This window comes from Deltaproteobacteria bacterium (assembly GCA_020845895.1).
Classification (GTDB): domain Bacteria; phylum Lernaellota; class Lernaellaia; order JACKCT01; family JACKCT01; genus JADLEX01.
This window is the reverse complement of record JADLEX010000125.1, coordinates 22576-43257: the sequence shown is the minus strand read 5'-3', so window position 1 is coordinate 43257 and position 20682 is coordinate 22576. Positions and strand designations below refer to the sequence as shown.

Sequence of the window (20682 nt, the reverse complement as noted above, 5' to 3'; positions counted from 1 at the left end):
CTCGACGGGACCACCGACGGGGCGCACGGCAGATCGCGCTTCGTTTTTCTCTGGACTCCGCCCGCCGGGCGTGTAACATGATTGCCTGCACGTGCGGGGTTGGAGTCTTTTCATGTCTGTCGAATCCGTGGTGGGAGCGCCCGGGGCGCGTCTTGCGCAAACCATGTCGTCGGTCGCCGACGGCCACGCGCTCAAGTCCGTCGTCGTCACCAGTTCGCTGGCCGCCGTGGGCGCGGCGTTCGAGCTCGTCTCGCGCTGGTGTCCCGAGTTGCAGGCCGAGCTGGCCGACTGGGACGACGGCCTCATCTTCGTCATGGGCGTGCTGCCCGCGGGCCCGTACATGGCCGTGAAGAACGAGGGCGGGCGGGTGCGTTACCTCGGCCTGCGCGACGTGCCCGACGCGGGTATCAAGATTTTGTTCAAGAGCCTCGACGACGCCGTGCTTTCGTTCACGGCGCAGCTCGGCACGCACACCGCCGTCATCCAGCGGCGCTTCGTCGTCCACGGCAACGTCGCCGACGGCATGCGCATCTCTCGCGCACTCAACATCGTGCAGACCTACGTGCTGCCGATCGCACTGCTGCGTAAAGTCTACAAACGCCCGCCGGTGATGACGCCGGCGAAGATGTGGATCAAGGCGCGCGTCATGGCCGGGCTCGGTCCGCTGCTGGTGACGCACGCGGTGCGTTCGGAATAGTTGGGGAAATCGTTCGCGCTTTGCAGGCGCTATCGGGGGAGCGGTCATGTTTCCGTCGTATTACGAGTTTTTCTGTCCGGTGAAGATTCTGTCGGGCCACAAGGCGCTGGCCCATCTGCCGCACGAGTTGGAATTGCTCGGCGTCACGCGCGCGCTCGTCGTCACCGACGCGGGCGTGGTGGGCGCGGGGCTGCTCAAGGTGGTGCAGGCGGCGATGCGCGGCGCAAAGCCGGTGATCGCCGCGGTGTACGACGAAACGCCGCCCGATTCGTCGAGCGACGCGGTGAACGCGGGGGCGCGGCTGTTTCGCGCAGAGCGGTGCGAAGGCATTGTGGCGCTGGGCGGCGGAAGCGCCATGGACACGGCGAAGGCGATCAACATCGTCGTGAGCGAAAACGCCGACGACCTGATGGCGTATCAGGGCGCGGACCGGTTCACGAAGGCGTTCAAGCCGCTCGTCGCGATCCCCACCACGTCGGGCACGGGTTCCGAGGTCACGCTCGTGTCGGTGGTGAAGAATTCGAAGCTCGGCGTGAAGATGCCGTTCACCTCCGACCGGCTCTATCCGAACGTCGCGATCCTCGATCCGCGCATGACGCTGACGATGCCGCCGAAGATCACCGCCGCGACGGGCATGGACGCGCTCACGCACGCGGTCGAGGCATTCTACTGCCTGCAAAAGAACCCGGTTTCCGACGCATTCGCGGTGTCGGCGATCCGCCTGATCGTCGAACATCTGCCGAAAGCGGTGGAGCACGGCGACGACGAAAACGCGCGGCTCGCGGTGGCCAACGCGGCGATGCTCGCGGGTATCGCGTTTTCGAACGCGATGGTCGGCGTGGTGCACGCGCTCGCGCACGCCACGGGGGCCGTGTGTCACGTGCCGCACGGCGTGGCGAACAACATCTTTCTGCCCTTCGGGCTGGAGCAGAATCTCGAACGCGTCGCGCCGCTGATCGGCGAGATCGCCGGACCGCTGGGCGTGACGCCGATCCCCGCGCGCGACATCGACCGCGCGTACGCGTCGATCGAGGCGATTCGGCGGCTCTCGCGGCGGCTGCACGGCGTGTGCGGCCTGCCCTACCGCCTGCGCGACGCGAACGTGGCCGAATCGAAGCTGCCCGAGATCGCCCGCGCCGCGATCAACGACGGCTCGGTGACGTATAACCCCGAGGACCTGACGGTGGACGAGGCGCTCGCGATTCTGAAGCGGGCGTACTGAAGCGACGCCCGCCGAGTCCGTCGGTCGCGAGATCACATGCGTCTTGCGCCGCGGGTGTGAATTTTCGTACATTGTACTCGGGTCTGCGTGCGCTTGATTGAATTTGCATGATTGATGAATCGGGGCCGAGGGGCAGGCGATGTCCGCGGATCACGTAAATCACGAATCTTCTGCCGCGCCCGTTCCCGCCGTTTCGTCGGCCTCAGCGTTCGCATCCGGTCGCCGTCGCGCGATCCATGCGATCGTTGCCATCGCAGTGGCGCTGCTCGCGCTCTCGCTGTTCGCCGAGGCGGGACTGCGTTTCAATCGGATGCGCGCGCGACAGCAGACCGCGCAGCTCACGATTCCCGATCCGTGCAAGTCGCTCATCTTTCTCACGATGGGCGATTCGATGACGTGGGGACTCGGCGCGGATCACGCCACGCAGTCCTACCCCGCGCGCTTTCCCGAACACTTCGAGGAGCACTACCGTCTGCTCGACGCGAAGACCGTGAACCTCGGCGTGCCGGGCACGAACACCTCCGAGGGCATCAACATGCTCCGGGCATTTCTCGACGTGCATCCCGATCCCGGCATCGACTACGCACTCATCATGTACGGCGTGAACAACCGCTGGAACCTGCACGAAGCGACGTTCTGGGAGTGGGACGAACGGGCGCGCGACGCGAATTACGGCGAGTACCTCAACAGCAAATTGCAGCTCGACAAGGTCTTCAAGATCGCCGCGCAAAATCGTTCCGAGGCCGTTCGCGAGGTGACGCGGACGCAGGGCGGCGCATTCCGGCGCGCGCTCGACGAGCACGGTTGGGATATGTTCTTCAACTCGTTCGAGGACGAACTGCTCTCGCGATGGATCGAGCGCGACCTCGGGACGCTCATCGAGATCCTGAAGGGCATCGGCGCGCAGCCGATCCTGCTCACCTATCACTTCGACCGATTCGGGCACCTCAACGACATCATCCGCCGAGCCGCCGACGCGGCCTCCGTGCCGATCGTCGATGTCGAACAGCCGATGACGTACTACGCGGAGCGCCGATTTTTCGACAAGGACTTCTTCCACCTCAACCAGGACGGATACGACGAACTCGCCGCCCGCGTCGCCGACGGTCTGGGAACCGACGAGTGGCGCGATGCGTTCTGGGAGCGCTGGAAGACGAAGTCGGAGAAGTGCCAGGCGAGCAAATAGGCGCACACCGCACACGCCTTGCGCCGGGCGCGGGCGCGTTTATCATCGGATCATGCGCTCCGCCGACAAGTCGAAGGTGCTGATCGAAGTGATCAGCCGGGTGAAGGAACGTCATCTTGCGCGCGCCGCCGCAAGCGATGAGGCGTACCTCGACCATCTCATCCACGAGACGATCTATTTCGAGGACGAGCGCGTCCGCACCGATCGTCACACGGTGAAGCGCGACGAGGACCGCGCGTGGCTCGGCGCGATCCGCCGCCGCTTCTCGCATGCGAGTGAGTTCGAAAAGAAGCGCCTGCTCGTGGACATCGTCGAGCGCCACGCCCACGAGATCATGGGCCATTTCAGCGAACCGGTTTACGAGCTGTCCACCAGCGTGCTGCCGCGCGGGCTGGGAATGATCCTGCAACCGTGGTCGCCGCTCAAGCTCATCCGAGATTTCCCGAACCTTCCCGACGTCGCCGACCGCGTGGTGCTTCGGGGCGAGATCGACCGCATGCGCAAGCTCGAAAAGCTCGGCACGTTGATTCTCGCGCCCACGCACCAATCCAACATGGACTCGCCTCTGATCGGTTACGCGATCTACCGGCTCGGGCTGCCGCCTTTCACCTACGGCGCGGGGCTGAACCTGTTCGAGCACCGGTTCCTTGGCTTTTTCATGCAGCGGCTCGGCTGTTACAAAGTCGATCGACTCAAGCGCCATTCGCTCTACAAGGACGTGCTCAAGGAATATGCGACGGTCACGATCGAGCTGGGCTACCACAACCTGTTTTTTCCCGGCGGCACGCGCAGCCGGTCTGGCGCGGTGGAGCAGAAGCTCAAGCTCGGCTTGATGGGATCGGGCATCCAGGCCTACTACAACAACCTCAAGCGCAAGAGCGCGAAGCCGCGCGTCTTCATCATCCCCTGCACGATCAACTACCAGCTCGTGCTCGAGGCCGCATCCCTCGTCGAGGACTACCTGAAGGAAGCGGGCAAGTCGCGGTACATCATCATGGACGACGAGTTCTCGATGCCCACGCGCATCTACAGCTTCCTGCGCAATCTCGTCACGCTCGACGAGCGGATCTACATCACGATCGGCCGGGCGATCGACCCCTTCGGCAATGTCGTGGACGACGAGGGCGTCTCGCGCGACGCCCACGGCCGCGAGATCGACATCGAAGGCTATCTGAAGCGCCGGGGCGAACTGGTCGACGATCCCGACCGCAACGCCCAGTTCACGCGCCTCGTCGGCGAGCGCGTCGTCGAATCGTTCATGGCCGACTCGATGATCTTTTCCACGCACGCGCTGGCGTGGACCGTCTTCGAGCGGCTGCGCGCCCTGTGCCCCGATCCCGACTTCTACCGATTCCTGCGCGCGGCGGCCTACGACATCACGTTGCCCATGGGCGACATGCTCGACGATCTCGCAAAAACGCTGGCCGGACTGCGTCGCATGGCCGCGCGCGGTGCGGTGCGCATCTCCGACACGATCGCCAATTCCGAGCCGGAGCGTGTCGCGCAGCGCGCACTGGGCCTGTTCGCGTGCTACCACACCAAGCCCGTGCTCACGCGCCACGGCGACCGGCTGTTTCCGACCGACATGAACCTGCTCTACTACTACCGCAATCGCCTGTTCGGGTACGGACTCGAACGCGAGGTGCGTTTCGGAGCGAGCGATGGCACCGCGTAAAGAACGGGTGTGCGTGATCGGCCGCGGCCGCATGGCGGCGACGCTGGCCGCCCTCGCCGCGCGCGGCGGCGCCGACACGTGCCTGTGCCCGGGAACGACCGAAGGCGGCGGCGAGAACGCGTTTCGCGGCCTGCGCGTGCCGCGAGATGTACGCGTCCACGAATCCGTCGACCGCGACGCGCTCGCCGCTCCGCTCGTGATCGTGGCGACCGGAAGCGCCCGCGTCGCCGAACTCTTCGCGGCGATCGGCGAACGGTTGCGTCCCGAGCAGTATGTGATCCACGCAGCGCGGGGGCTGCTCGATGCGGACGGCGAGCCGATGCGCGTGTCCCAGGTGATCGCGCGCGAAAGCGCGGTGCGCAAGATCGGCGCGATCGCGGGGCCGTTTCTCGCCGAGGAGGCGATGGCGGGCGAGCCGGCGGCGCTGGTGGCCGCTTCGGGTTTCGCCGAGGTGCTCGCCGCGGTTCGCGACGTCTTCGACGGCACGTCGGCCTCAGTGTTCCGCTCAGACGACCTCGCGGGCGTCGAGATCGCCTCGGCCCTCGCGCCCGTGTACGCGATCGCTGCCGGCATCGCGGCCGGCGGCGGCTTCGGCGTGGCGGCCCGGGCGGCGTTGCTCGCGCGTTCGCTGGCCGAGATGGCCGCGTTCGGCCAGGCGCGCGACGCCCGCGCGCAGACGTTCTCGGGGCTTTCGGGTCTCGGAGACCTGTTCACGCTCGTTGCGGGCGAAGACTCCGCGCCGTTCGAGTTCGGCAAGGCGCTCGCTGCCGCGCCGCGCTCGACCGCGCGAAAGGCCGCTCGCGAAAAATCCGAAACGGTTGGGAACGACGTGCGTGTGCGCGAGGCCGTGTGCACCGCCGCCCTCGTCGCGTCCGCGGCGCGCATCGAAGCGATCGACATGCCGGTGCTCGCCATCGTTGCCCGCGCTGCCGCCGAGGGCCGCGCGAAACCCGGCGACGCGGCGGCACTCGTCGGCGCGCGCGACGCGAAGGGCGCGGACGCGGTCGATCCCGGCCGTGTCGAAATCCGCACCCGCGCCCGCACGCCGCAGGGCGGTCGCGGAAAAACCTGATGTTCCCTCTCGTTCGCATCGACGAACGTGAGTTGCCGCCCGACTTTTCAGGGCTGGTCGTCACCTGCGACGTCGACAAGACCTGGCTCGACACCGATTTTCACGGTGTCGGCGGCCTTCTGCGCATCCCCCTCGAATGGGCGACCGACAAGCGCACGGTCGCGGGCATGGCGACGGTTCTGCGCGAACTGCGTTTCGGCGCCGGGCCGCGCAGCGCGCAAACGCCCCTCTATTTTCTGACCGCGAGCCCGCCGCAACTGTCGCGCGTGCTGTTTCGAAAAATGCTGATCGACGGCGTCGAAGCCGACGGCATGACGTGCAAGGACTGGGGTCGCATCCTCGCGACGCACCGCCGCCCGGCGTGGTTGCGCCGCCAGATCGCATACAAATTGTGCGGACTGCTGAACCGGAGAAAACTGCTGCCCGCCGCCGCGCGGGAGATCCTGATCGGTGATGACGTCGAAAGCGATGCCGACGCGTATGCGCTCTACGCGGACCTGATCGCCGGGCGCGTCGCGCCGGACGAACTCACGCGCATCCTCTCGCGCCATGGGTGCGATCGCGACGAGCGGAACTTCGTGCGCGAGGCGCTGACGGCCGTGCCCGCGCATGCCGGGCGCGTCGAAACGATTTATATCCTGCTGGCCGCCGGGGGCGAACCCGCGTCGTTCGATAGCTTTGGTCCAACGCTCGTGCCGTGCTGCGACGCGCTCCAACTCGCGCTGCACCTTGCCGCGACGGGCCGCGTGCGCGCGAAGGCCGTCGTCGAAACGGCGCGGGATCTCTCGTTGCGCGCCGGGCTCGATCCTCAGGCGGCGGCGGCGCACATCGCGGACCTCGTCGCGCGCGGGGATGTCGGCGCAACGGCCGCGCGAGCCTTGCACGCCGCCCTCGCCGCCGCGAGCCTCGCCGATCCTCCCCCCGCGAGCTATGGCCGCCCACGCCGCCGCGCGAAATCGCGGCGCGTTCATCCGCCGATGTGACGCGCCGTCCGCACCCCCATTCATCGAAATTTCCGCGCTGCTGCCGAGTCGATGTGTTAAGATCCTTGCGAAAGTTCCCTTGGAGGACCGTGATGTTCGTCTTTTCGAAAAGGTCGGCGGGCGTTCTTCTCTTGGTTTCGGTGCTGGCGATTCCGGGCGTTTTTGGGTGCGCCGACTCTTCGGAGAAGGGCGCGACCGCGAGCGCCACGTATGAGCAAAGCGAGGATGGCGCATTGGGCGTCGAGATGTACGGCTGCGGCTCGGGGAAATTCGGCCCGGTCGAAACGTTGTCGCTCGAGATCCTCGGCGGCGAGCTCGTTGTCGCGCACACGGCGGAGTACCGGGGCTGTGCGTGGGATCCGATCATCACCGGCGAGATCGTCGGCGGCTCGATTCGCATCGTTGAGGGATTCGTCTGGCAGGGCGCACAGGCCGGCTGCATGTGCTATTACGACTACGTCTACCGGATTCCCGGCGCGCAGGCTGGCGTTTACTCGCTCGTCTATCGCGAGCTCGAACAGGGAGAAACGGAGGCCGATCTGCGCTGCGAGATGGAGCAGACCGTCGACCTCACCGGCGACGACCCCGTTGTCCTCGCGATGGAATCGCTGGGCTGCTGATCGCGCCCGCGGTCACATCGCCGCCGCGAGTTCCACGCCCTGGCGAATCGCGCGCTTGGCGTCGAGTTCGGCCGCCACGTCCGCGCCGCCGATCAGGTGCACGCGCGCGCCGGTCGGGTTGAGCGCGTCGAGCAATTCGCGGCGCGGCTCCTGCCCCGCGCAGACGATGACGTTGTCCACGGCCAGCAGGCGCGGCTTGCCGTCCACCTCGATGTGCAGGCCGTCGTCATCCACGCGCACGTAGGTCACGCCCGCCAGCATGTGAACGCCCCGGCGCTTGAGTTCCGTGCGGTGAATCCATCCCGTCGTCTTGCCGAGGCCCTCGCCCACTTTCGTCGTCTTGCGCTGACACAGCCAGATCTCGCGGGCGCTCGGCAGCGGCGCGGTCGCCTCGTCAGGCAAGAGGCCGCCGGGCGATGCGATGTCGCGATCGACGCCCCATCGCGCGAGAAATTCGCCTTCGTCGCCGGAGTGCGCCAGAAACTCCGCCACGTCGTGGCCGATGCCGCCCGCGCCCATGATCGCCACGCGACGGCCCACGGGCTTGCGTTCGCCCAGTACGTCGAGATAGCCCAGCACCATGCGGTGATCGAGGCCGGGCAGTTCCACGTTGCGCGGCGTCACGCCGGTCGCGAGCACGATCTCGTCGTAACCGCCCTTCTCGAGTTCGTTGGGCCGCGCCCGATGACCCAGGCGCACCGCGACCTCGTGCTTTGCCAGCATGCGTTCGAAGTAGCGCATCGTCTCGTGGAATTCGTCCTTGCCGGGAACGCGCACGGCGAGGTGGAGCTGACCGCCGATGCGATCGTCGGCCTCGTAGAGCGTGACCGCGTGACCGCGTTCGGCGGCGGTCACCGCGAACGCGAGCCCCGCGGGGCCCGCGCCCACGACGGCGATCTTTTTGCGCGACGCGGCGGGCGCGATCACGAGTTCGGTCTCATGGCAAGCGCGGGGGTTCACCAGGCAACTCGCGATCTTGAGTTCGAAGATGTGGTCCAGGCACGCCTGATTGCACGCGATGCACGTGTTGATCTCGTCGGCGCGGCCGGCGGCGGCCTTGGCGACGAAGTGCGCGTCGGCGAGCAGGGGGCGCGCCATCGACACCATATCGGCGTGGCCCTCGGCGATCACGCGCTCGGCGTCGGCGGGGTTGTTGATGCGATTGGTGGCGACGAGCGGAATTTTCACCTCGCCGCGCATCTTCTTCGTCACCCAGGTGTAGGCGAGGCGCGGCACCTTCATCGCAATGGTCGGCACGCGGGCCTCGTGCCACCCGATGCCGGTGTTGATGATCGTCGCCCCGGCGGCTTCGACCTCCTTCGCGAGACGCACGACCTCGCCCCACTCGCTGCCGCCCTCGACGAGGTCGAGCATCGAAAGACGGAACACGATGATGAAGTCGTCGCCCACGCGCTCGCGGCAGCGGCGCACGACTTCGACCGGCATGCGGATGCGCCCGGCGAAATCGCCGCCCCATTCGTCGTTGCGTCGGTTGGTGCGAGACGCGATGAACTCGTTGAGCAGATACCCTTCCGACGCCATGATCTCGACGCCGTCGTAACCCGCGCGTCGCGCAAGCGCCGCGCAGGCCGCATAGTCGTCGATCGTCTTCAGGATCTGCTCGTGGGTCAGCTCGTGCGGCGTGAAGAAATTGATGGGCGCCTTGACGGGCGAGGGCGCGACGCTGCCCGGATGAAACGCATAGCGTCCGGTGTGCAGGATCTGCAGGGCGATCTTGCCGCCGGCCTCGTGCACCGCGCGGGTGATCGCGAGATGGCGGTCGGCCTCTTCGCCGGTCGTCAGTTTCGCCGCACCGGGGTAACCGCAGCCTTCGTCATTGGGTGCGAATCCGCCCGTGACGATGAGGCCGACCCCACCCGCCGCGCGCTCGGCGAAGTATGCCGCCATGCGATCGAACCCGTTCGGCGCTTCCTCGAGGCCGGTGTGCATCGAGCCCATCAGCACACGGCTCGGCAGCTTCGTGAATCCCAGGTCGAGGGGTTCGAGCAGGTGCGGATAGAGCGGGTGGCGGACTTTGGTCATGGGATCCCTCGTCAAACGGGGCGCGGCGCGGTCACGAAAAAGGGCGCGGTTTCCCGCGCCCCGTGGGACTTTGAAACGTCGAGGTCTAGAACATGTAGCCGAACTTCATCTGCCAGTTCATCGGCATGCGCGTCAGCGTGACGGTCGTGTCGTGATCCTGGCTGAACTTCGTGAACTCGCCCGAGAATTCCTCGGCGAGCATGTAGTCGACGCGCAGGCCGGTGCCGACCACGAAATGCGAGGAGACGAAGTAGTCCACGCCCAGCGCGCCCGCCGCGGAGAACGCCATGGCGTCGAGATCGCGGCCAAAGCCGGTGAATTTCTCGAAGTGGGCCGCGCCGCCGGCCTGGATGTACACGCGGGCCGGGGCGTCGAGCAGGTACACGCCGAGAAGGCCGCCCACGCGCGAATCGATCAGGCGGAAGTCGAGCTCGGTCTCGTCGCGCGGGACGTCGCCGTCCAGGCCCGTGCCGTCGAACAGGTCACGGTCGGACTTGTACAGATAGACGTGGTGAGCGCCTTCGAGCGTCACGGTGAAGGGGCTCGACGTGATGTAGGTGAGCGCGAGGCCGAGACCGGCGGTCTGGTTGATGCGGAACGTGTCGTCGATCGTATCGGTGGCGTTGCCGCGGTCGTCTTCCCACTCGAAATCCGACTGGATGTCGAAGACGTGGATCTCCGGCACGAGCCACAGCACCATCCCCGAATTCTTCGGATCGCCGTCGGCGAACGCGCTCCCCGTGACGAGCAGCACGGCCAGTGCGATGACCCACACACGAATCAGGACCTTCATACCGATACCCTCAATGGTTTTGGGACGGACCCCGGGGAGCGCAAGTTGTCAACTTGTATCCGCGCGCCCCGTGATTGTCAAGGAAATGGCCGACAAACGACGGCGTTCCGGACGACCCGGTTGCGCGGTGTGGTCGACCACCCTTTACGCCTCGGGCGTGCGACGTAACCGTCCGGTTCACGAGCCCGTACCACTGAGAAGCTCAACGTACAGCGCGAAGATCCGCGCCGCCCGAGCGTCGTCGGAAAAGCGTTCCCGCACGAGGACAAGCCCCTTTTGAGACAAGGTGGTCCGCAATGCGTCGCCATCGATCATTCGAGCCATCGCGGCGGCCAGCGCCGGCGGATCGCGCATCGGGACGACCAGCCCGGTTTCTCCGTCCGCGACCAGCTCCGCGTTTCCGCCCACGTTTGTGGTGATGACCGGCACGGCGCAGGCCATCGACTCGCGCAGGACACCCGAGACACCCTCGCCCGCGAATGACGACACCACCGAGGCGTCCGCCGCCGCGAATAGCCGCTCGACGTCCGACCGGAATCCCAAAAACCGCACCACGTCGGCAAGCCCGAGTTCCGCGGCTCTCGCCTGCCACGCCGAGGAATCTCCCTTGCCCGCGAACAGGTGAAACGCTCCAGGGTGCGACCGGGCGAGCCGGGCCGCCGCTTCGAGGTAGTCGCCGTGACCCTTTTGACGCACGAGGTTGGCGACCATCAGGAACACGAACGCGTCCGGCGCGATCCCCAATTCGGCGCGGACGGGCGCGCGCAGCTCCGGTCGTGGAACGAACCGCGCGATATCGACGCCGCCGTAGATGACCTCGATCTTGTCCGGGCGCACCCCGCTTCGCGCCATGACGCGCTTCGAGTCCTCGCTCACGACGATCGCCCGGTCGAGTCGGTTCAGATTGTACTTGAATCGGTTCGCGCCCAGCGGAAAGTTCACGCCCCGTGTGTTGACGAGGGCGAAACGCGGCAATCCCGCCGACGCGAGCAGCACCAGCGACAGGTCGCCGCCCTTGTGCGTGTGAACGAGATCGAAGCGGCCGTCGCGCAACAGACGACGCATCCGCGCGATTTCGGCGGGGTTGTACCAACGCGAAGGACGCATTTGGTGGACGGGAACGCCGAGATCGGCGAGTCGGTCGAGGTGGCGGTCGGCGAACGACCCCGGCGAGTGCGCGAACACGCATTCTACGTGCGCCCCGGCTTGACGTGCGGCCCGCGCGAGCAGGTAGAGCTGCATCGAGCCGCCGGAGCCGATGCGACCGTGGCTGGTCGTGAGCAGGATGCGTTTTTCGGCGATGGACAAGGGCGGCCTCGACACGACGACCCAGATGGGACCCCGACGGGCGAGCGATTTCGCGAATGCGCCGCGGATGTTATCATCCGCCCCGCACACCGTCGGGCGCAATTTCTACCGCCCGTGCCGGGGGAAAGCAATCGTGCACGCCGCCCGTTTCGCCCGCTATTCGTACCTCGTCGCGCTGCTGTGTGCGGCGGTCGGGCTCGTTGGGCACGGAGGCTGCGGTGACGACGACGGCGGCGACGAGACGCGCTTCGGCGCGGCGGACGACGACGCGGCGGGCGACGATGACTTCGCCCCGAGCCCGAGCGGAGACCTCGACATCGCCGGGGTGCGTTTCCTGGTGCACCCGGACGGCATGAAGCTGATTCCCGAAGGACTGGGCGGCTACGGCTGCGATCCGGAATACGACGAGGGCTGCAAGGGGTCCGATGCGCCGATCGGCGTGGTCAGCCTCGACATGTTCTGGATCGACGAGCGCGAAACGAGCGTGGAGAAGTACGACGCGTGCGCGCAGGCCGGCGCGTGCCGCGCGATGTCCGAATTGCCCGGCCCCGTGTCGGCGAGCGCGAAGGATCCCATCACCTTCGTCTCGGTCGAGGACGCCGAGGATTACTGCGCGTTCGCCGGCGGACGACTCCCCGCCGACGCCGAGTGGGAACGCGCCGCGCGCGGGGTGGAGGGGCTGCGTTACCCGTGGGGCGACGCGTGGTGCGACACCTGCTGCAACTGGTGCGACAACGCCGCCTGCGACGGCAGCGTGGACGGATTCGCCGCAGCGGCCCCCGTTACGGAATTCACGACCGGCGCAAGCCCCTACGGCGTCTTTCAGCTTTCGGGCAACGTGTGGGAGTGGACGGTCGGGCCTGACGCCGAGGGCGCCACGCGCGCGTGGCTGCGCGGCGGCGGCTTCCAATTGATGGACGGCGTGGGCGACGAATCGAACCCCGCTATTCAATACCGCGCGACGCGCCGCATCGCCGTGCCCGACGAAACCGTCGGCGGACCCATGTTCGGATTCCGCTGCGCCGCGGACCCGGTGTACGAATGACGCATCGCCGTTTCGCGCGAGTCGCCTGCGCCGCGCTCGCGCTGCTCACGATCTCCTGCTCATCCCCCCGGCGAGGAAACGACATGTCCGCGAAACGCGAATCCCTGCGCGTGATCACCTACAACGTCTGGCACGGCCTGAACCCCACCAGCATGCTGAAGTTCGGCGAGTTCGAAACGCCGGCCGAGCGCGAACGACGCCTGCAACTCTTTCTCACGCAGGCCCGCGAGGCGGACGCCGACATCCTTTTCCTGCAGGAGGTGAACCCCGCCCCGGCGCTCACGGAGCGCATCGCGCGCGAACTGGACATGGACGCCGCGTGGGTCTTCGACAACACGGGCATCAAGATCGCGGGGTTCGGCGTGCCGACGAATCTGTTCTCGGGGCTCGCGATTCTGGCGAAGCGCGATCTGGGTCTTGCGGATCTGGGCGTGCGCCAGCTCTCCGGATCGCTGTGGTATGCGTCGCGCGCCGTCTGCTTTCAGACGTCCGAGGTGCGCACCGCGGGGGCGGCCACGATTCGCGTGAACGGTCGCGAGATCCTGCTGGTCGTCACGCACCTGCACCACGGGCCGGAAATCACGAGCGAGATCCGCGACGCGATCGAAGGACTCCCCCGAAAGGGAAAGATCCCGGCGACGCGCCCGGCCGAGATCTTCGCGACCATGGCGGAATCGGACGAACGACGACGCGACGAGCTGGCCGCCGCGACGACGTGGATGCGCGAGCTGGGCTTCGCGCGCGAGCCGGTGATTTTCGCGGGAGACTTCAACGCCTCGCCGGAGTCGGAGGAGCTCGCGTGGCTGCGGCGCGAACACCGCTTCACGTCGGTCACGAAGGACGACGATCCGCAAACGCTGCTGATGACGTGGGATTACGCCAACAACCCCAACACGCACACCCTCAAGACCTTCAAGCCGGTCTACGAGTTCGAGGCGGCGGTGAACGACGTGCTTCAGCCGATTCTGGAGCAGGAGATCCGGCGGCTCGACTACATCTTTTTGCGCGACGCGCCCGACTGGGCCGAGGTCCGCAATGCGGGGCTCTTCGGCACGCGACTCGAAAACGACCGCCCGGCGTCCGACCACTTCGGCGTCGTCGCGGACATCGGACTCGGGACAAACCCTTAGACCCGCGCCGTCAGTCGTGCTAATTTGTTCGCGCGACGTCTCGTCGTGACTTCATCATATCCGCATGGGAGTGATTGCGATGGCCGATGGTCTGGGCGATTTGGGCGCGTTGAAACGCGTCGCCGACACGATCCGTTTCCTCGCCGCCGACGCGGTGCAAAAGGCGAACTCCGGCCACCCCGGAATGCCGATGGGCTGCGCCGACCTCGCCACCGTGCTCTGGGCGCGGCACCTGCGCTTCGACCCCGACCACCCCGCGTGGATGGGCCGCGACCGCTTCGTGCTCTCCGCGGGCCATGGCTCGATGCTTCAGTATGCGCTGCTGCACCTGTTCGGCTTCGACCTGTCGATGGACGAGCTCGTGCGCTTCCGCCAGTGGGGATCGAAGACCCCCGGCCATCCGGAGCGCGGCGAGGCCCCCGGCGTCGAGGTGACGACCGGCCCGCTCGGCCAAGGCATTGCCAACGCCGTGGGCATGGCGCTCGGCGCGAAGATGGCTTCCGCGCGTTTCGCGGATCCCGGGTTCGACCCCTTCGATCTCAAGGTTTACGCGCTCTCCGGCGACGGCTGCATGATGGAAGGTGTCGCGTACGAAGCGGCGAGCCTCGCGGGGCATCTGCGTCTCGACAATCTCGTCGTGCTTTATGACAGCAACCGCATCACCATCGAGGGATCGACCGACCTCGCCTTCACCGAGGACGTCGCCGAGCGCTATCGCGCATTCGGCTGGGACGTGCGCTCGTGCGACGGCCACGACCTGGCCGCCGTCGATGCGGCGATCGCCGCCGCCAAGCTTGCGGGCAAACCCGCGCTCGTCATCTGCAAGACGCACATCGCCTTCGGCGCACCGAAGAAGCAGGACACCGCCGACGCCCACGGCGCGCCGCTGGGTGCGGAAGAGATCGCGGCGGCGAAGACCGCGCTGGGATTCGATCCCGCGAAGAACTTCTTCATCGCGGACGACGTGGCCGCCGATTGCCGCCGCATCGCCGATCTCAAGCGGGCGGTGGCGGGGACGTGGCGCGCGCAGTTCACGGCGTGGTTCGACAGCGACGAGAAACGCGCGGCGCTCTACACCGATTTCGAGAAGCGCCGTCTGCCCGCGAATCTGCTGTCCGACCTGTTCGCCGCGGCGCCGCAAAAGGCCGACGCGACGCGCAGTCACGGCTGTGCGGTGTTGCAGGCCGCCGCGGAGCGCGTGCCGTTCCTGGTGGGCGGATCGGCGGATCTCGAGCCCTCGAACAAGTCGTTCGTCAAGGGGTCCGAGTCGATCGCGGCCGGCAAATTCGGCGGGCGCAACCTGCACTTCGGCGTGCGCGAGCACGCGATGGGTGCGGTGTGCAACGGCCTCGCCGCGTTCGGCGGATGGCGTCCCTACGCGGCGACCTTCCTCGTCTTCGCCGACTACATGCGCCCGGCGATCCGCCTCGCGGCGCTCATGCACCTGCCGGTCGTCTACGTCTTCACACACGACTCGTTCCAGGTCGGCGAAGACGGTCCGACGCACCAGCCGATCGAGCACGTCGAAGCGTTGCGCATGATCCCGGGGCTTCGCGTGCTGCGTCCCGCGGACGCCGTCGAAACGGCGGCGGCGTGGTTCGCGGCGCTGCACCACACAGGTCCGACGGCCATCATCCTCACCCGCCAAAAGGTGCCGACGATCTACCGCGAAACCGCGTTCGGACCTCCCGATCTCGTAATGGGCGCGCAGGCGCTCGGCTCGGGTCTCGACGAAGCGGCGACGATGGTCGCCACGGGCTCCGAGGTGGGGCTCGCGATCGAGGCGGCGAAGATCCTCGCGGCCGAGGGCACGAAGCTGCGCGTCGTGTCGATGATGTGCCGCGAGCGGTTTCTGGAACGTCCCGAGATCGAGCGCGACCGCGTCGTCCCGCCGGGCCAGCCGGTGTGCTCGATCGAGGCGGGCGTGACGAACGGATGGGTCGCGATCACCGGGCGCGACGGCCTGCGCATCGGGCTCGACCGCTTCGGCGCCTCGGCCCCCGCCGAGGAGCTCGCGCGTCAGTTCGGGTTCGTCGCCGAGTCCGTCGCGGCGCGTCTGCGCGAGTGGCTCGCGCGGGTCTAGCCGCTTCGCATGGACACGAGCGCGCCGATCCGCATCCGCTACGTCCGCGCATCGTGCGTGTGGATCGAGTGGGACGGCGCGCACATCCTCACCGATCCGTGGTTCGCGCCGCGCATGAGGGGGCTGCCCGTCTTCGTGCGCCCGTGCGTGCGGCCGGGCGAATTGCCGCCGCTCGATCTCGTGCTCGCGAGCCACTACCACCCCGACCATTTCGACCGCCGCGCGATGCGCGAATTGCGCCACGAGGTCGCTCGACTCGTCGTTCCTCCACCACCGCCGGGCGTGCTCGACGGCGTGCGTGCAAACCGCATCGCCGTACTGGGCGACGGGAACGTCTTCGAGGACGGTGAATTCACGATCCGCGCGTTTCGCGTCTTTCATTCGGGCTTCGAACTCGGCTATCTGATCGCGCGTCGCGGCCAGTCGGTTTTCTTCGGCGGCGATGCGCGCTACACGGATGTCTTCGCGCGCATCGGCGCGGCGCATCGCGTCGACATCGCCCTGTTGCCCTGTGGAGGAACCGAGATCGTGGGACGGCGTATCGTGATGAACCCGCTCGACTGCGTGCAGGCGGCGATCGACCTGCGCTGCCGCTCGCTGGTGCCGATCCACGAGGGCGGCGAGTGGATGAGCGTGCCGCCACTCTCCCACCACCCCGGCCGCGCCGCGCAGGTCGCCGACTTCGCAACGCGCTCCGGCGCGCCGTTTCGCACGGTGGTGATCCGCCCCGGCGAGGTGCGCGCCTTCGGCACCGGCGGCCTGCCCGTGGAACTCGCATGAACGGCATCGCGCGCCTTCGCGTGCCGCCCGAATGGCGACCGGACGAACCTGTCTTCGCGTTCCATGAGGATTCGAACGCGAATGCCGCGATGATCCACCCCGACGGCACGATCTACGCCGTCGCCGAGGAGCGGCTCACGCGGCGGCGATTCCAGGGCGGATTCCCGAAGCGCGCGCTGGAGTGGATCGAGCACGAATCGGGCGTGCGTGCCGCGGATGCATCGACGTGGGTGTTCGGGAACCGGACGCACTTCCTGCCGCGCCTGCTCGGCGCGCGCTTTCCGTCGTCCGAGCACGACCTATTCGGCGCGGCGCACAAGCTGATGTTGCTCTACCACCACGCGTGCTTCGTTTCGCCCGCGTTCACGTCGATGATGGAAGGCGTGAGCCGCCTGTTGCTGGCCGCGCGAGGGCGGCGGCGCGTGACGCTCGTCGATCACCACCTCGCGCACGCCGCGTCGGCCTACTACACGTCGGGCTTTTCCGACGCGGTGGCGATCACGGCGGACAATTTCGGCGACGGCTACTCGGCCAAGGTGTTCGACGGCGAGGGCGGCGCGATGCGCTTCGTCCACGGTTCGTCGGCGCTCAACTCGCCGGGGCAGTTTTACGGAGAGGTCGCGCAGCTTTGCGGCATACATCCCCTGCTCGCGGGCAAGCTCACCGGCATGGCCGCGCACGGAGACCCGCGCCGCGCGACCGCGACGATACGACCATTTTTCGATGTCGAGCGCGGCGGGCGCGATTTTACGCGCACCTTCGGCGTGTGGCGCTCGCGCGGGACGCCACCCTTCCCGGAGCTCGGCGCGCACGCGCGTTACGACATCGCCGCCGCGACGCAGCGGCGGCTGGAGGACGCGCTGATCGAATATGTGCGCGCGGCGATCGCGGCGACGGGCCGGCGCAACGTCGCCCTCGCCGGCGGCTGTTTCGCCAACGTGCGCGTGAATCAGGAGATCATGCGCATGGAGGGCGTCGATGCAGTGTGGATTCACCCCGCCATGAGCGACCAGGGGATCGCGCTGGGCGCGGCGCTGCACGCGATCGCGGCGCGACGACACGTCCGGCCTTTCGAACTCGAAAGCGTCTTCCTCGGCCCCGCGCCGACCGAGGCCGAGTGCGAGGCCGCGCTGCGTGAGACGGGCATCCCCTTCACGCGCCCCGGCGACATCGCCGCCGCCGCCGCCGACCGGCTCGCCGCCGGGCAGGTCGTGGCGCGCGTGGACGGCGCGATGGAATACGGCCCGCGCGCGCTGGGCAACCGCAGCATCTTCACCCGGACGACCGACCCGACGATCGGCGACTGGCTCAATAAAAAACTGCGCCGCGCGCACTACATGCCCTTCGCGCCGATCACGTTGGAAGAGCACGCGCCCGCGTGTTTTCGCGATTTTGCCAAGGGCGTTCGCGCGGGGCGCTTCATGACGATCGCCTACGACGCCCGCGATGAATTCCGTGTCGTTTCGCCCGGCGGCGCGCACGTGGACGGCACCGCCAGGCCGCAGCTCCTGCGCGGGCGCGACAACCCCGGCGCGTACGCCATTCTCGCCGCCTACCACCGGCGCACCGGCATCCCCAGCCTCATCAATACCAGCTTCAACATGCACGAGGAGCCCATCGTCTGCGGCGCGGGCGACGCGGTCCGCGCCTTCGTCGCCTCGGGCATCGACGCGATGATTCTGGGGCCCTTCCTCGCGGTGCGGTGAAAGCCGGGGCTAGGGCACGCGCACCACGGCGGCACGCCGCGACATCTTCGACTCGGCGTCGCGCCACGCCTCGACCGAATACGAATAGCGTACGCCGCGCCGGACGAGCCGGTCCTCGAACCGCACGCGGTCCGCGCCGACCTCGCCCACGAGACGCGGCGTTTTTTCGTGCGCGGCCTGCCGCCATACGCGGTAGCCGACTTCGTTCAAGGCGCGATCGCGCCACGTCACCAATACGGAGCGCGACGTGGTCGCGCGCGCGGCGAGGTCGTCGGGCGCGACGAGCCGGTCGATGGGCAACTCGATGGCGGGATCGCCGAGCCACAGATACATCTCGATGTTCTTGTTCGCGTAGGGCCGGTACATGTCGTCGTCGGCGTAATATGCGGCCAGATTCGCGTTGGCGACGGCGAGGATGTCGCCGAGGCGCGCAAGGCCGTCGTCGTACATGGCCGTAAACAGGAACCGCGAGAACTGGTCGTTGGGCACCGTGTAGCTGGCGTAGACCGATCCGAGAAACGCGACCGCCGCGTCGGGGTGCGCGATCCACGCCTCGGCGAAACTCGGGTCTTCCTGATTCAAGTCCGCGTTGTCGCAGGCGACGTCGAGCACCACGCCGGGCCGACCGCCCGTGTCGATCAGCGCCACGTCGTCCACATCGAAATCCTCTTCCTCCGACGACCACTCGGCCCATTCCTCGACCAGGCCATGGCCGCGATAGGTGATGAGGAACGCCCCGTCGTCGATCGCCGCGAGCAGCGTGGCGTTCGTCGCGCCCTCGCCGCCATACACCGGGACGAAATCGGGCGGCGGCAGCGCGTACGCGGCCGTGCGAATCTCTTCGCACGCGGCGGTGTACTTGAACGGATAGCCCTGCGCGTGCGCGACGAGCAAAGCGCGCGACAGCCAGTCGCCATCCAGCAGATCGCCGTCCAGCCACGCGAGCGTCTTCGACGTCATATTCGCGAGCTCGTCGGAGTCCTTTGCGGGCAGGCGGCCGAGATCGACATCGGCGAGCAAATCGTCGCCGTCGAGAAAGGAATACGGCGCGTCGGCGATGCGGCCCGTCGTGCCCATGCGAAACGGAATCCCCGTCGCGCTCGCGTCGCCCACCAGCAGAACGGTCGTGAGCACCGGGGGATCGCTCGCCGCGTAGGCGGACGCGATGGTCGCGTAAATCGCCTCGGGGTCCGCGCCGTCGGCAACCGCGACGGCTTCGACCGGTCCCTCGGTTTCGTGCGCCGCGACAAGGTCATCGAGCGACGCATCGCCCTCGAAGGCGTCGTCGTGGAGCACCAGTGTGACGGGCGCGTCATCGCGCGCCGGAGCGGACGCGAAGCGAAGGGGGTCGAAGTTCAGGAGGGTCGCCGCGAGGCGTTGCGCTTTCGACCTGCCGCGAATGATCGTCAGCGGTTTCGAGAACCGGATCTCGGCGCGCAGCCGTGTGACGATCTCGGCCTCCCCACGCGCGGCGTCGTAGATCACCGGATCGATCGCGAGGGTCCGGGCGCGCACGCCGCCCATCACCGCACCCCGTCCCGCGCGGACGATCGGCTCGGAGCGGTCCGGCGCGAAGTATGCGTGCGGATCGAACGCAAGAGTCGCAGGGGATTCGAGGTCCGTCGTGAAATCGCGGCGCGGCGCGATCAGGCCGACGGGGACCCAGATGGTTTCGACCGCGATGACGCGGACGCGGATCGTCGCCCCGTCGGGCACCTGCATCCAGCGGCGAATCGCGGGCAGCTCGGGGCCGCCGATCGTGCCCGTCGATCCCGCGCCCGGGATGACGACGCGCGTGAACGCGCCGTCGCGCTCGATCGACCAGTCCGTCACGCGCAGGTCGAGGTCGAATCCCGACGCGTCGATGCGCGTCGCGTCGAGAGCGAAACCGTCCTGCGCACGAGCCGGGAGCGTCCAGAAGACCAGGCACATCGCGATGACCAGACGCACTTTCATGGGTGGCATTATACCGCGCGGGAGGCGCGAGAACATGCGGCGCATCGCACCGCGTCGATATCGGCCCCGGCGTCGGACGCGTGAAGTTTCGTCGTCGTTCGCGTGAGATCCCGAAAGCCCCGGACGAAATCCGCAGCGCGGGCCGGGAATTCGAGATTTCCGCCGGTCCTCACCTTCAGATCTTTCTTGACTTTTCTCCATGGGGGGCGGATAGTCGAGTCACTTGAATGATGCGCCATCCGCCATTTTCCTGGGGCTAACGACAACCCGTTGAACCGTACGCCAAGGAGGTGCGGCCACGTGTGCCCGATGTCCCGGAATCGGCTCCAGAGTTCCCATGTAATTCCAAACCCACTTTCCCGGTTCGCGGCGCGATGCGCCGC

The 20682-nt window shown here is 67.5% G+C and carries 16 protein-coding genes; 12 read left to right on the top strand and 4 right to left on the bottom strand.

Annotation, left to right across the window (positions count from 1 at the left end; all coding sequences use genetic code 11):
* The first annotated feature begins 112 nt into the window (after positions 1-112).
* From IT350_17155 to IT350_17125, 7 genes are all read left to right on the top strand, one after another.
* A complete protein-coding gene (locus IT350_17155; protein MCC6159784.1) occupies positions 113-697 on the top strand; it encodes a hypothetical protein in 585 nt (194 codons plus the stop codon).
* A 46-nt stretch (positions 698-743) separates the two neighbouring features.
* Positions 744-1919: an iron-containing alcohol dehydrogenase gene (locus IT350_17150; protein MCC6159783.1), complete on the top strand. Its 1176-nt coding sequence runs from the start codon at positions 744-746 to the stop codon at positions 1917-1919.
* A 139-nt stretch (positions 1920-2058) separates the two neighbouring features.
* Positions 2059-3105, top strand: a complete 1047-nt coding sequence (locus IT350_17145; protein ID MCC6159782.1) for an SGNH/GDSL hydrolase family protein — start codon at positions 2059-2061, stop codon at positions 3103-3105.
* A gap of 52 nt (positions 3106-3157) precedes the next feature.
* Positions 3158-4780: a 1-acyl-sn-glycerol-3-phosphate acyltransferase gene (locus IT350_17140; GenBank protein ID MCC6159781.1), complete on the top strand. Its 1623-nt coding sequence runs from the start codon at positions 3158-3160 to the stop codon at positions 4778-4780.
* Entirely contained in the window at positions 4767-5852 is a 1086-nt protein-coding gene (locus IT350_17135) for a hypothetical protein (GenBank protein MCC6159780.1), read from the top strand. The genes IT350_17140 and IT350_17135 overlap by 14 nt, the downstream gene beginning before the upstream one ends.
* Positions 5852-6835 (top strand): hypothetical protein, encoded by a 984-nt coding sequence (locus IT350_17130; GenBank protein ID MCC6159779.1) that lies wholly within the window; start codon positions 5852-5854, stop codon positions 6833-6835. Before IT350_17135 ends, IT350_17130 begins: the two co-directional genes overlap by 1 nt.
* A 92-nt stretch (positions 6836-6927) precedes the next feature.
* The gene (locus tag IT350_17125; GenBank protein MCC6159778.1) at positions 6928-7455 is read left to right on the top strand and encodes a hypothetical protein; all 528 of its coding nucleotides are present in this window, start codon (positions 6928-6930) and stop codon (positions 7453-7455) included.
* 12 nt (positions 7456-7467) lie between these two features.
* Here IT350_17125 and IT350_17120 read toward each other — a convergent pair whose 3' ends face one another.
* The 3 genes from IT350_17120 to IT350_17110 form a co-directional block, all read right to left on the bottom strand.
* Entirely contained in the window at positions 7468-9498 is a 2031-nt protein-coding gene (locus tag IT350_17120; protein MCC6159777.1) for an NADPH-dependent 2,4-dienoyl-CoA reductase, read from the bottom strand.
* 85 nt (positions 9499-9583) lie between these two features.
* On the bottom strand, positions 9584-10291 hold the full coding sequence (locus IT350_17115; protein MCC6159776.1) for a hypothetical protein: 708 nt from the start codon (positions 10289-10291) through the stop codon (positions 9584-9586).
* Positions 10292-10468: 177 nt separating this feature from the next.
* Complete coding sequence (locus tag IT350_17110; protein ID MCC6159775.1) at positions 10469-11599, bottom strand: glycosyltransferase; 1131 nt, start codon at positions 11597-11599, stop codon at positions 10469-10471.
* 352 nt (positions 11600-11951) lie between these two features.
* Between IT350_17110 and IT350_17105 the strand changes: the two genes are divergently transcribed.
* The 5 genes from IT350_17105 to IT350_17085 all read left to right on the top strand — a co-directional run bounded on the left by IT350_17105 (position 11952) and on the right by IT350_17085 (position 18343).
* A complete protein-coding gene (locus tag IT350_17105) occupies positions 11952-12644 on the top strand; it encodes an SUMF1/EgtB/PvdO family nonheme iron enzyme (GenBank protein MCC6159774.1) in 693 nt (230 codons plus the stop codon).
* Positions 12645-12727: 83 nt separating this feature from the next.
* Entirely contained in the window at positions 12728-13774 is a 1047-nt protein-coding gene (locus IT350_17100) for an endonuclease/exonuclease/phosphatase family protein (GenBank protein MCC6159773.1), read from the top strand.
* A 79-nt stretch (positions 13775-13853) separates the two neighbouring features.
* Positions 13854-15857: a transketolase gene (gene tkt / locus IT350_17095; GenBank protein ID MCC6159772.1), complete on the top strand. Its 2004-nt coding sequence runs from the start codon at positions 13854-13856 to the stop codon at positions 15855-15857.
* A gap of 9 nt (positions 15858-15866) precedes the next feature.
* Positions 15867-16637 carry an MBL fold metallo-hydrolase gene (locus tag IT350_17090; protein MCC6159771.1) on the top strand — a complete coding sequence of 257 codons (771 nt, stop codon included), beginning with the start codon at positions 15867-15869 and terminating at the stop codon, positions 16635-16637.
* Entirely contained in the window at positions 16634-18343 is a 1710-nt protein-coding gene (locus tag IT350_17085; protein MCC6159770.1) for a hypothetical protein, read from the top strand. The genes IT350_17090 and IT350_17085 overlap by 4 nt, the downstream gene beginning before the upstream one ends.
* 9 nt (positions 18344-18352) lie before the next feature.
* Here the strand turns inward: IT350_17085 and IT350_17080 are convergent, their stop codons facing one another.
* Positions 18353-20299, bottom strand: coding sequence for a hypothetical protein (locus IT350_17080; GenBank protein ID MCC6159769.1), 1947 nt, complete (start codon positions 20297-20299; stop codon positions 18353-18355).
* Positions 20300-20682 lie beyond the last annotated feature (383 nt).